The sequence below is a fragment of the Streptococcus sp. HMSC066F01 genome (assembly GCF_001837335.1).
In the GTDB taxonomy this organism is placed as follows: domain Bacteria; phylum Bacillota; class Bacilli; order Lactobacillales; family Streptococcaceae; genus Streptococcus; species Streptococcus oralis_S.
In genome coordinates this window covers 128,889-141,688 of sequence record NZ_KV832119.1, presented here as the reverse complement: position 1 = coordinate 141,688, position 12,800 = coordinate 128,889, and the positions used below count along the sequence as shown (strand labels likewise).

Here is a 12,800-nt window from a genome sequence, read left to right as displayed (position 1 = left end):
TAAATTGTTTTTAACATTTTGACAAGACCATACCCTGCTAGGAGTACTAATCTTCGGCAATAAAGCCATCATTTTCGATAAAGTAGTGTTCAGTCATTCCTTGGTCTGTAAAGATGATTCCATGAAGGACACCACCATAGACAGCTCCTCCATCCATGCCAATCTTGCCATCCTCTGTTATCCAAAGCTCAGCAGTACCTCGGTCTTGCTTTAGCAAACCATAAACTGGTGTATGCCCAAAGACAATGGTTTTCCCGGTATGATTTTCAGCTTCGTGGAATGGTTTTCTGAGCCAGACTTTTTTATAATCTGTTGTTTCATGCCAGTCATCCAAGGTCAAGTCAATACCCGCATGAACAAAGATATACTTGTCTGTCTCCACCACAAATGGCATTTGACGAATAAATTCGACCAAGTCTGCCGCTTCTGTCGCAACCCGTTTGGCATCTTCTACGCCATCAACTGGCGCATCCAAGGGACGACCTAAAATAGAGTTAATAGTTGTATCTCCACCATTGCGACGATAATGGTCATAGCTTTCTTCTGGATCATCGAGCCAAGTCAGAAACATATACTCATGGTTTCCTGATAGACAGATAGCTCCATGATTGTCCACCAAATCTTTGACCATTTCTAGAACACGGCGACTATCCTCACCACGGTCAATCAAATCCCCCAGAAAAAGCAACTGAGTTTGACCATCCCAGGTTTTGAGCAGTTCTTCTAGCATACCTGCTTTCCCGTGAACATCTCCAATTACATAATAGTCTGTCATTTATTTCTCCCTCGTTTGCAATAATTCTCTAGCTTGGGTAAGGGCAGCTTCTGTTATATTCTCCCCAGCCAACATCTTAGCTACTTCCTCTACTCGTTCTTCAAGGGTAAGCAAACGAACTGTGGAAACAGTTGAATGCTCATCGCTAATCTTTTCAATAAAGAATTGATAATCCGCGATCGCAATTACTTGAGGTAAGTGAGAGATTGCTAAGACTTGGCCATGCTGACCAATCTTATGAATCTTTTGCGCAATGGCCTGGGCTACACGACCTGAAACTCCCGTATCCACCTCATCAAAGACAATACTGGTCTTTCCTTCCTTACGAGAAAAGGCTGACTTGATAGCCAACATGAGGCGGGATAATTCCCCACCAGACGCAACCTTAACCAAAGGCTTAAAGTCTTCACCAGGGTTGGTGGAAATGTAAAATTCAACTGTTTCATTCCCCTCACGACTAAATTTGCCCTTACTAAAGCGAACCTGGAACTGTGCCTTCTCCATATAGAGATCCTGAAGTTCTTGTTTAATCTCTGCCTCAAGCTGCTGGGCCAAATCATGACGAGCTGATGCAAGTTGCCCTGCCAAATCGACAAGATTAACTTCCAATTTCTTGAGCTCTGCTTCCATGTCTTCAGAAGAAAGGTTATTTCCAGTCAAGAGATTGTACTCATCCATAATCTTGGCAAAATAAAGCAAAACGTCGTCCACAGTTCCACCATACTTGCGGGTAATAGTATTTATAAGGTCTAAGCGATTTTCAACCTGCATGAGGCGATTGCCATCAAAATCCAAATCCTCAATAATATCTTCCAAACGCTTGGTAATATCTTCTAAAACATAGTAGGTCTCAGACAGAGAACTTGAAATTTCACGGTATTCAGGGTCGTATTCTTCAACACTTTCCATGTCATTCATGGCTGAACGGACATTAGCAAGACTGGAGAATTCCTCATTGTCTAACATGCTATAGGCATTGGTCAGCGTATCCGCAATATTTTTATGATTGAGGAGTTTATCTCGTTCTTGGTTAAGAGCCAAGTCTTCACCAGCCTGCAAGTTTGCAGCCTCAATCTCTGCCATTTGAAATTCCAACATTTCGATACGTGCCTTATGTTCCTGTTGGTTTCTCTTGACTTCCAAAACCTGCTTACGCATTTTGCGATAGGCATCAAAGCTCGTCTGATAGGTCTCCTTCAAGTCCAAGAAAGCAGCATCACCAAACTCATCCAACATCTGAATGTGCAGTTGAGGACGCATTAACTCTTCTTGGTCATGCTGACCATGGATATCCACAAGGTGTTGCCCAATAGCACGCAAGACAGAAAGATTGACCATCTGGCCATTCACGCGACTAACACTACGACCATTTTGCAGAATTTCACGCCGGATGATAATTTCATCCCCCATTTCTAAACCTTGCTCATCAAAAAGTTCCTGTAAAAGGCGACTGTTTTCAACCGAGAAAAGCCCCTCAATCTCTGCCTTTGGCGCACCGTGGCGAATAACGTCTGTCGTTGCACGAGCCCCCAACATGAGATTCATAGCGTCGATAATGATAGACTTTCCAGCACCCGTTTCCCCGGTTAAAACAGTCATACCCTTTTCAAAATTGAGCGAAATCGCCTCAATAATGGCAAAGTTTTTTATCGAAATTTCAAGTAACATACTGACCTACCATTTTTTGACTTGTTCAACAATTTCTTCAGCTGCCTCTGCTGTTCTAGCTACAATTAAGATAGAATCATCATCAGCTAGACAGCTAAAAATCTGTTCAGAGAATGCCTCAACCAACTGACTCTTCACAAAAATAGTATTTCCAGGAATGACAGCAAGGTTGATCATATTTCCCATTAACTCAGAACTCACAATGTTGTCCTCAGCCAACTGCAAACTTTTGACGATTGATTTTGGCAACTCATAGATATAGGTGTTGTTTTTCAAAGGAATTTTAACAATCCCAAGCTCCTTGATGTCCCTTGAGACAGTGGCTTGCGTAGCAGAAATACCTGCTTCCTTCAAATGCTCAACGATTTCTTCCTGAGTCCCGATTTGGTAATCCGTAACAAATCTTCTAATTTTTTCAAGTCTCTCTTTTTTATTCATCTTTAAATTCTCTATGTGCTCTCTCTACAACTTTTTCTATTTCAGGAGCAACTTGGTTACTTGCTCCCTCTTCCTTTTTCAAATATGCCAGAAATTCGATGTTTCCATGTCCACCTTGGATTGGTGAATAGTCTAATCCAAATACTGAAAAACCTTGTTCAACTGCCATAGCAGTAACCGATTCAAGGACAGTTTGATGAACCTTGGCATCTCGAATGATTCCATTCTTTCCAATCTGCTCACGACCTGCTTCAAACTGGGGTTTAACCAGAGCCACCACCTGCCCTTGATCAGCCAAGACACGATGCAAAGCAGGCAAAATCAGACTGAGGGAAATGAAACTCACATCAATACTGGCAAAGCTTGGTTCCTGCTCAAAATCAGTCTTTTCAGCATAACGAAAATTAAACTGCTCCATGCTGACAACTCGTGGGTCTTGGCGCAATTTCCAAGCCAACTGATTGGTACCGACATCGACTGCAAAGACCAACTCAGCACCATTTTGCAACATGACGTCAGTAAATCCTCCAGTGGAGGCCCCAATATCAATCGTGGTTGCGCCATCCACTGATAAATCAAAGACCTGCAAAGCCTTTTCCAGTTTTAGACCACCTCGACTGACATACTTGAGTTTTTCACCCTTGAGTTTTAGTTCAGTATCATCTGGGATTTTCTCTCCTGGCTTGTCAAATCTTTCTCCATTAAGGACTGCTACGACAAGTCCAGCCATGACACCGCGTTTAGCCTGTTCTCGTGTTTCAAACAAGCCCTGTTTATAAGCTAGTACATCCACTCTTTCCTTAGCCATTGATTCTCAAACTTTCTACTACTTTCACAATCGGCGCTGTTTCAAAGCTGACTTGCTGGGCAATTTCTTCTAATTTAGCCTCGGCTTGATCAAGAGTTTGGTTACAAAAGGCAGTCGCCTCTTCCAAGCCCAGTAAGGCAGGATAGGTTGATTTTTCAGCTTGTAAATCCTTTTGCGGAGTCTTGCCGATTTCCTCAAAACTAGCTGTCACATCCAGCACATCATCTCGAACTTGAAAGGCCAGCCCAATCAATTCACCAACCGTTTTCAATTTTGTTTGGATTTCTGGTGCTAATTCAGCTATGATAGCAGCTGCTTGAAAGGGATAAGCTAGCAATTTTCCAGTCTTATTGGCATGAATGGTCTGGAGTTCTTCCAAGGACAAATGCTGGTGTTCGCCTTCCATATCTAAAACCTGCCCTGCAACCATACCTAGACTCCCTGAAGCAAGGGATAAGTTGGCAATCAAATCCACCTTGATCTGACTTGGCAAATCTGCCTGCGCTATCAAGGCATAGGGATCTAGGAACAAGGCATCACCTGCCAATATTGCCATAGCTTCGCCAAATTTCTTATGATTGGTCAAACGCCCCCGACGATAATCATCATCATCCATGGCAGGAAGATCATCATGAATCAAGCTTCCTGTATGAATCATTTCCAAAGCCGCAGCCACCTGCGCGTGAGCTGGTTGAATAACCACTCTCAGGGATTCCAAAACTTCTAACAAGAGAAAAGGCCGAATACGCTTGCCACCAGCATGAATGGAATAGAGAACAGACTCTCGCAAACTAGAGGCAAACTGCTGGTCTCCATAAAAATCTTCCAAGGCAGACTCGACAAGAGATAATTTTTCTTGCTTCTTCATTCAAAATCACTTTCTGTTCCGTCTTCTTGCATGACCTTAACCAAGGTCTTTTCAGCCTTGTCCAGCGTCGCTTGGAGCTCTTTTGACAAGACCATTCCCTTTTGAAAGGCAGCAATCGCATCTTCCAAAGCAATTTCACCATTTTCCAAACTTTGGACAATGGTTTCCAGTTCTGCTAGATTTTCCTCAAATTTCTTTTGTTTTGACATCTTTAACCTCTAATTCTACTTGACCATCTCGCATCAAAAGCGTTACTTGATCTTTTTTCTTCAAACTCTCAACCGAGTCTACTACGGACTCTTCCTTTTTGACAATAGCATAACCACGCGCCACGATTCGACTGGTATCCAACATCAGCAGAGCTTCTGAAAGTCGCTTCACTTCAGCAACTTTAGCATCATAAACAAGAGCCATTTGGCTACGTAAGAGCCTATCCAACTGACCAAGCCGGTCTTGATAGCGTTGGATTTTGGTAATAGGTGATATTTGGACCAATTGATGCGTCCTTGCTTGGACTAATTGCTTGTTATCAGAAATCCGTGTTCGCAAACTTTGTTTTAAGCGCAATTGTAGTTGGTCCAAGCGTTGCAAATAGCCATCATACAAGCGCTCTGGCTGTCTAAAGATGACTGACTGACTGCATTTTTTCAGAGCTTCTTGTTTCTTAGATATGACATTTCGGACTGCTGTTGCCATTCGTTTTTCTTGATTTTGTAAATGGCTCAAGAGATCCAACTTGGTCACAGGCGTTGCCAATTCAGCCGCAGCTGTTGGCGTCGCAGCCCGTCTATCTGCCACAAAATCCGCCAAGGTCACATCCGTCTCATGACCAACACTAGAGATGATGGGCAAACGGGATTCAAAAATAGCCCGTACCACGATCTCTTCGTTAAAGGCCCAGAGATCCTCGATGGAACCCCCACCACGACCAATGATGAGAACATCTAGGTCCTCACGTTGATTGGCACGCGCAATATTTCGAGCAATTTCCTCCGCAGCTCCATCACCTTGTACCTTGGTCGGATAGAGAAGGATATCAACACCTGGAAAGCGCCTGCTGACAGTCGTGATGATATCTCGAATAACAGCTCCACTGCGACTGGTTACCACACCGATTCGCTTAGCAAATTGGGGAAGAGGTTGTTTGAAACGTTCTTGAAACAGGCCTTCTTCCGTCAGTTTCTTCTTGAGTTGTTCAAACTGAATCGCGAGAGCCCCGACCCCATCAGGCTCAGCCTTTTCAATGATGATAGAGTAGCTCCCGCTGGGTTCATAGACCTGCACACGCCCAATCACATTGATTTTCATTCCCTCTTCCAAGTCGAAACCTAATTTTTGATAAATCCCAGACCAGATGGTCGCTTGAATGACTGCATGATCATCTTTTAAGGAGAAATATTGGTGAGTAGGTCGTTTACGAAAGTTGGAAACTTGACCAGTTAAATAGACCCGTTCCAAGTAAGGGTCTTTATCGAATTTCATTTTCAGATACTTGGTCAAAGTTGTTACCGATAAATACTTTTCCATCTCCACCTACTATTCATTTTCTTGCTTTTCCATGGGTATTATTATACCAAAAACATGCTTAAAAATCACCTTTTTCCTACTGAAACTAAAGGAAAAATAGAAAAAGGAGGCTAGGCCTCCTCATCTGATTATTTACTGTTTCGCGCTTCTTCCAAAATCTTAGAAATTTTGGTGGTCAAAAGGTCGATAGCAACTGTATTGCTAACCCCTTCAGGAATAACGATATCCGCATAACGCTTGGTTGGCTCAATAAACTGGTGATACATAGGTTTAACTACACCTAAGTACTGGTCAATAACGCTATCTAAACTACGGCCACGCTCTTCCATATCACGCTTGATACGACGAATAATACGCACATCATCATCTGTATCCACAAAAATCTTGATATCCATCAAATCGCGCAGGCGCTTGTCCTCCAAGACCAAAATCCCCTCAACGATAAAGACATCTTGAGGCTCCTGACGATAGGTCTTGCTACTCCGTGTATGCGCTGTATAGTCATAAGTCGGGATGTCCACCGGACGCCCTGCCAACAATTCCTTAATCTGCTCAATCATCAAGTCTGTATCAAAGGCAAATGGATGGTCGTAGTTGGTTTTGACACGCTCTTCAAAGGTCAAGTGAGACTGATCCTTGTAGTAAGAATCATGCTCAATCATGGAAATCTTTTCATCAGGAAAATGAGATAAAATGGCTCTTGAAACACTGGTCTTACCACCACCAGAACCACCTGTCACTCCGATAATGATTGGTCTATTTTGCATGCTATCCTCCGTTTTTTTATCCGTCGTCTATTCTATCACATTTTTTGCAAAATTTATAGTCTGATTTTGGATAGTCTAGGGGAAACATCAATCTATCCCCACAATCTAGTGAAACTAGCTAAAAACCTTCCTTGGTTTGTAGAAATTGCCCCTTTTTTCTAGAATGGCTAGCAATGTATCTCCCTCAAAGGCAGCCAGTTCTTGGTCTGTTTGGTCTAGCTCGATAAAACGACCAAACCGCACTTCTGTAGCCTCTTCTGGAGTTAGGAAAACTTTGACAAGGTCCCCTGTTCCAATTTCAAGAGGATGGAGAAAGTCCAGTTGCCCGACCTCCACTTTTTCAGCAATTTCGTCCAAGGTAAGAGCATCCTCCAGTTGTAACCCTGCAGCACTAGTCCGTGTCAAATGGGACATATGGGCCGCATAACCCAGCTTCTTACCTAAATCAACCGATAAGGTACGGATATAAGTCCCCTTACTGCATTTCACACGAAAGGTAAAACGCGCAAGTTCGCTCTCATAAGAAATCGGACTTGTCCGTTCAAATTGATAAATAGTCACCTGACGTTCTGGACGCTCCACTTCCTGACCAGCACGCGCATACTCATAAAGCTTGCGACCATTGACCTTGACAGCCGAGTACATAGGCGGAATCTGAGTAATAGGCCCAGTCAGACTCGCAATCGCTTCATCGACAGTGGTTTCATCCAAGGGCGACAAAACAGGTGTCTCTGCGACCACTTCTCCACTGGCATCCTCAGTCGTCGTTGAATAACCAAGAGTGATCTCCCCCTCATAGACCTTACCCTCATCCTGCATGAACTCGACCATGCGGGTCGCCTTGCCCACCGCAATGGGCAAAACACCCAACACATCTGGATCCAAGGTCCCACCATGACCAATTTTCTTGGTTCCCAAAATCTTACGCAGCTTAAAAACAGCGTCATGCGAGGTCATCCCCGCTTCTTTTTTTAAATTGATAATACCGTTCATGTGTTGCTTTCTGATTTCATTCATGAAATATCTTCTTCAAGAATTGTAATGTAATTATCTTTTGTAACAAAAGATAATGTGGCTAATCTTCTTGCTTGGTTCATAACTATCCTATCAAATACATTTCTTACAAATCGCCCATTTGCATTTTTATTTTCAGGATTGTTACTATGTAATTCTAAATATTTTTTTAATGTTTCTTTTGCAGAATCATGCAAAATGTATTCTTCATTTTTACAATGTGAAAGAAAAATGTCAAACATTTGGTCCACAGTATAATCTTCAAACGTAATAAAATAATTAAATCTTGATTTTAACCCAGGATTAGATTCAAAAAATTTTTTCATCAATTCATCATATCCAGCAACAATAACCACCAAATCATCTCGATAGTCTTCTAATGCTTTAGTTAACTCAGTTAAACACTCTCGACCATAACTATCACTTTTATCGTTTTCAGTAATACTATATGCTTCATCAATAAACAATACACCACCTTTGGCTTTTTGTATCAATCTCTTAACTTTAGAAGCCGTTTGTCCTTGATATTCTGCTATTAAGTCTGTTCTACTTGCCTCAATAAAGTGGCCTTTACTTAATATTCCTAATGACCGGTACATATTCCCAACGATTCTAGCCACAGTAGTTTTACCAGTACCTGGATTACCTAAAAACGCCATATGCATCGTTCTATTTGTTTTTTTAAGACCGATTTTTTCTCTACTTTGCTGAACTTTATTAAATGCGACTAGATCTTCAATCTCTTTCTTCACATTTTCTAAACCTATTAATGACTTTAAATCATTTGCTAATGCTTTAAATGATTTATTATTTGTTTCTTTCAAAATCAAATAATTTGTATCAATAACTCTAGAGCCAAGATATTTATACAATAATTCCAATATGCTAGTTTGCTTATCTTTGATTGTAGAGAATGTCTCTTTAGTAGTTAAGTTTCCTAATCGTTTTATAAACTCTAAGTCAGCATTTTTAACATTATCAACAATATCTTGAAGAATTACTTCTAATTCATAAGTACTATTTGTTAAATCATCAATTTTCTTCACTTCTGATTTTAACAACTTTAAATAAGTTTCACTAATCATCTACATTCCTTTAAACAATAGAAATAATACTATTAAAACAACAGCGACTACAAGAGTATAGAATCCTTTTCTTAGAAAAACAATCTCTTTTTGTTTCTCTTCTAGTTTTGTTTCAAGACTTTCAACAATTAACTTTAGATTATCTCTCTCTGTTATTGATTTATTATTGATTTCATCAAGGAAATTTTTAAAATTATTTTGTTTTTCTTCAACTTGTAAATGCAAATCGTTAAAACTATTTTCTATTTTCACTAATGTTTTTAGATTCGCTTTTAAAGTATCAATTTCAATTTGAATTTCACTTTGCTTCTCTTCAAGTTGTTCTAACTCTTCTAGCTTTTTATGATGTTTCTTCAATATATCAATTAAATCTTTATTCTGGTTAAAAACGTCATCTAATAGTTTTTTATTACCAGTTTGATATTCTTCTATCTCGTGCAATCCCTGCATAGCTTTATCATTTGCCTCTTTGGCTGCAATCAAAGACTTTGAAATACTTTGAATATACTCATCATCCAATATTTGGAAAGTTTCATAAATGGTATTAAATTCCTGAATAATCTTTTTAATATGCTTGTTTTGTTCAATCATTCTATTTTGAACAGCATCGGTGAGAGCATTTAAATCCTTACCTTTAACATCATATTCCATACCAATAAATCCTAGCATAGGATCGTCTTGTGGGACAGTCGGTAAATCTGATTGTTCTGGAATTTCTTCACTAAAAGCTTTCAACGCTTCTTTTTTTTCATTAAATCTTTCAGACTTTGCTAAAACCTGAATCTCTAATTCTTCTGACATAACATTCTCCTATAGTAAATCGTTTAATGCACTTTGCATTTCTTCAAGTTCACTTTGCTTTTCATCAAAGTATATTTCATTAGCTAATAATCGCTGTTTGAAATCAATCTTTGAATTAGAAAACTCCTCTTGAACATTACCAAGAAGTTCTCTTAGTTTTTGATGGTTCTTAGCCATCTTAATGAATATATCATTTCGCTTAACAGCAACATTTTGCTCGGCAACAAAAATTTGAACATCCTGAATTCTTAACAATTCGTTTTTCTTATTAGCTTGTTTCTTTTGATTTTCCTCAATTAATTTTTTTGAAATAAATTGATCAAGTCCGTTAATGATTATCGCTCCCAAGATTCCAGTTAGTAAACTCGCAAAGAACATCCCTAAAATATTAGCAATTGTTCCTAGGAGTTTTATTTCAAAAGTCATACCTGGTACCTTATTTAAGAACTGCTCAAAATATTCTCCTAAAAACATTGCTCCTACAGCAACTAAACCAGAAGTAATGATTTTTGAAATGTGAGCTATCTTAATTGCTGTAGAATGTGTTTGATTTTCAGGGTTAGATAAATAAGAAATGCTTTCTCTGATAGAACCAAATAATTGTTTAATCAAGTTTGGAAGTTTTTGTAATTTCTGGTTAAATGCGCCAATAATTTCTCCAACAATGCTTCCAACAAAACTATCTACACCCACTTTAATAAAATCTTTGATTTTACCAAAAAATGAATGAAGTGCTTTTTTCATTTCCTCCATAAATGTATCAAAAGATTGTTTTTTTGCTTTAAAATACCTCACTAGAGCATTCATAATTTCCTTCAGCATTCCAAAAAGAGCTGCAACAAACATAGCTTTTATAGCATCTTTACCAGCTTTATTGGCCATTCTGACAGAAGCTTTCTTTGCAATATCCTTATTAATAGCTTTCTTTGCTGTCTTCTCAGCCTTAAGCATCTTCTTTGAATCAGCTGCTAGTTTATCATTTAATCTTTTATTATTTTCAGCTTTAAGATTTCGCTTTTCGGCATCTGAGATATTCATCTTATCTATTTTTTCATTTGCTTTTTTAACTTGTTCTCTAAGATTTCTTTCTCTTAGTTCCTTATTTTTTATGTAATCGCTATTAGATTTTGCGCCTTTACTTTTATTAAGAGATTCATTAGTCGCAGATAAATTTTCAGATTTGTTAGCTAAATCAGAAGGATCAATATCTGCTATTTTTCTCCATGGATTTTCAAAAATCTGTTTTCGCGGTACGATGTGATCCAGATTAGCTTTTTCGTTTATTTTTAATTTTTTTCCGGTGTATTCATCCTTCAAGTTTCCTAATTTTTGCTTATGTTTCATTGCCTTATTTGCATCAGTATATCTTTTGTCTTTAACAATCTGATCAGCAATTTCTTTTGTATAGCCATTTGGGTTCTTTTCGTTATATTGCTTTAGTAATGTATCACTTGTCATATCTAAACCAATTTGATTCCCGAATTGATTCCAAATTTCATCCAAAATAACATCTCCTAATTTATCCGGTGAACTAATTTCTTTACAATCTACTTCTAATTTCTCAAGATTAGAAAACTCCATTGTAAATTGCTGTTCCAATAGTTCTTCTAACTCATCATAGTTTAAATTTTCGGACTCATTTACTTCTTCAGTATTCAATACTAATAATTCATTTTCCACTGCTTTCTCACTCGCCCTTCAGCGCTTCAAACTTCGCTTTCATAGTTGGATTTTTTCGGGTCAATTTTTTAACTGAAACATCTTCCAACTTGTTATTAGCGAGGCGGAGTTGGTTTTCGGATGTGGTTAGGAATTTCTTGACCTCTTCCATTCGTTTGATGGCCTTGTCGATTTCATCGATTGCTTTACCAAAGTTGGTCGAAGCAGAGTTGTAGTTTTTGGCAAAAGCTACTTTGAAGGCATCCAAGTCTTCTTCAAAATGTGTAATATCGATATTTTGCTCCCGAACCAAGGCTAACTCCTGCTTGTATTTTAGGGAATTGAGCGCCGCATTTCGTAAGAGACCAATTAACTGGATAAAGAACTGGGGACGAACCACATACATCTTTTCATACTCGTGGCTGACGTCAACAATCCCAGTGTTAAAGTAGTCGTTATCTGCTTCTAACATGGTCACCAAAACAGCATACTCACAGTTCTTCTCCCGACGGTCCTTGTCCAATTCCTTATAAAAGTCGGCATTCTTGTGCTTCTTCTCTGTGCCGTCCGCTTCATTTTTCATTTCAAACATGATAGAAATGAATTCTAACCCATTTTCATCAAAGTCACGGAAGATAAAGTCGCCTTTAGAACCACGCGCAGAGACCTTGTTATCCTTCTCAAAGTAGGCATTTGGAAAAGCGAAACTGCGTACCTTGTTAAACTCACTCTCTGCATAGTGTTCCAGACTTTCTCCGATGGCTTTTGTAGATTGTTGAGCCTTGAAATTCTTGTAAAATTCAACCTGCTCACTGGCCGCCTTGAGCTGGGCTTCGTAATTTTGCTTGAGGGAAGATAGAGATAACTCATTTTCCTTTTCTTGCAAGAGGAGTTGATTTTTGACCTGATCGCGCTCTTTTTCAAGGTTAGAAAGGGTCTTTTGCAGTTGATTTTCATGCTCTAAACGCAAGGTAGCCAATTGGCTTTCCAAGGCCTGTACTTCCTTATCCTTTGCCAATAAAGCCTGATGACTGGTTTGTTCAACCTCTTTCTTAGCCAGTTCTCTCTCTATATCAAAGTTTTGGATTTGACTCTGTAATTGCGCAATTTCTTGGTCTTTTTGAGCTAGTTTAGACTGTTGCTCATTCATAGCCTTCTGCTCAGCCAAGGCTAGTTCCTGCTTCATGCGATCGTGTAATTCCTTATCAAACTCAGCTGTTCTCACTTGGGACAAGAGTTCGGCATACTGGCTCTCATTTACTGTAAAGACTTCCCCACAGTTGGGGCATTTGATTTCGTTCATATCTTTCCTCTTTCTAGACTTCTCTAACCATTATATCATGCCCGAGGGAAAATCAAAAACAGTGAGTCGAAACCCACTGTTTATCTG

General features: G+C 39.3%; 13 protein-coding genes. All 13 read right to left on the bottom strand.

The window, feature by feature from the left end:
* Positions 1-46: 46 nt before the first annotated feature.
* The 13 genes from HMPREF2655_RS07915 to HMPREF2655_RS07855 all read right to left on the bottom strand — a co-directional run bounded on the left by HMPREF2655_RS07915 (position 47) and on the right by HMPREF2655_RS07855 (position 12,713).
* The gene (locus tag HMPREF2655_RS07915) at positions 47-775 is read right to left on the bottom strand and encodes a metallophosphoesterase family protein (RefSeq protein ID WP_070838458.1); all 729 of its coding nucleotides are present in this window, start codon (positions 773-775) and stop codon (positions 47-49) included.
* Positions 776-2,443 carry a DNA repair protein RecN gene (recN, locus tag HMPREF2655_RS07910; protein ID WP_070838456.1) on the bottom strand — a complete coding sequence of 556 codons (1,668 nt, stop codon included), beginning with the start codon at positions 2,441-2,443 and terminating at the stop codon, positions 776-778.
* 6 nt (positions 2,444-2,449) lie between these two features.
* Positions 2,450-2,881: an arginine repressor gene (locus tag HMPREF2655_RS07905; RefSeq protein ID WP_001034390.1), complete on the bottom strand. Its 432-nt coding sequence runs from the start codon at positions 2,879-2,881 to the stop codon at positions 2,450-2,452.
* Entirely contained in the window at positions 2,874-3,689 is an 816-nt protein-coding gene (locus HMPREF2655_RS07900) for a TlyA family RNA methyltransferase (RefSeq protein WP_033606333.1), read from the bottom strand. Before HMPREF2655_RS07900 ends, HMPREF2655_RS07905 begins: the two co-directional genes overlap by 8 nt.
* A complete protein-coding gene (locus tag HMPREF2655_RS07895) occupies positions 3,682-4,557 on the bottom strand; it encodes a polyprenyl synthetase family protein (RefSeq protein ID WP_033606334.1) in 876 nt (291 codons plus the stop codon). The genes HMPREF2655_RS07900 and HMPREF2655_RS07895 overlap by 8 nt, the downstream gene beginning before the upstream one ends.
* A complete protein-coding gene (locus HMPREF2655_RS07890) occupies positions 4,554-4,766 on the bottom strand; it encodes an exodeoxyribonuclease VII small subunit (protein WP_000043226.1) in 213 nt (70 codons plus the stop codon). The genes HMPREF2655_RS07895 and HMPREF2655_RS07890 overlap by 4 nt, the downstream gene beginning before the upstream one ends.
* Positions 4,744-6,084 (bottom strand): exodeoxyribonuclease VII large subunit, encoded by a 1,341-nt coding sequence (xseA, locus tag HMPREF2655_RS07885; RefSeq protein WP_033606335.1) that lies wholly within the window; start codon positions 6,082-6,084, stop codon positions 4,744-4,746. The genes HMPREF2655_RS07890 and xseA overlap by 23 nt, the downstream gene beginning before the upstream one ends.
* 128 nt (positions 6,085-6,212) lie before the next feature.
* Positions 6,213-6,851 (bottom strand): uridine kinase, encoded by a 639-nt coding sequence (gene udk / locus HMPREF2655_RS07880; protein ID WP_001181370.1) that lies wholly within the window; start codon positions 6,849-6,851, stop codon positions 6,213-6,215.
* Positions 6,852-6,965: 114 nt separating this feature from the next.
* Positions 6,966-7,844, bottom strand: a complete 879-nt coding sequence (truB, locus tag HMPREF2655_RS07875) for a tRNA pseudouridine(55) synthase TruB (protein ID WP_070838730.1) — start codon at positions 7,842-7,844, stop codon at positions 6,966-6,968.
* 20 nt (positions 7,845-7,864) lie between these two features.
* The gene (locus tag HMPREF2655_RS07870) at positions 7,865-8,950 is read right to left on the bottom strand and encodes an AAA family ATPase (RefSeq protein ID WP_070838454.1); all 1,086 of its coding nucleotides are present in this window, start codon (positions 8,948-8,950) and stop codon (positions 7,865-7,867) included.
* Complete coding sequence (locus HMPREF2655_RS07865; RefSeq protein WP_001288177.1) at positions 8,951-9,751, bottom strand: hypothetical protein; 801 nt, start codon at positions 9,749-9,751, stop codon at positions 8,951-8,953.
* A gap of 9 nt (positions 9,752-9,760) precedes the next feature.
* Positions 9,761-11,431, bottom strand: a complete 1,671-nt coding sequence (locus HMPREF2655_RS07860; protein ID WP_044020625.1) for a hypothetical protein — start codon at positions 11,429-11,431, stop codon at positions 9,761-9,763.
* Positions 11,432-11,438: 7 nt separating this feature from the next.
* The gene (locus tag HMPREF2655_RS07855; protein ID WP_070838452.1) at positions 11,439-12,713 is read right to left on the bottom strand and encodes a DUF2130 domain-containing protein; all 1,275 of its coding nucleotides are present in this window, start codon (positions 12,711-12,713) and stop codon (positions 11,439-11,441) included.
* Between the last annotated feature and the right edge of the window lie 87 nt (positions 12,714-12,800).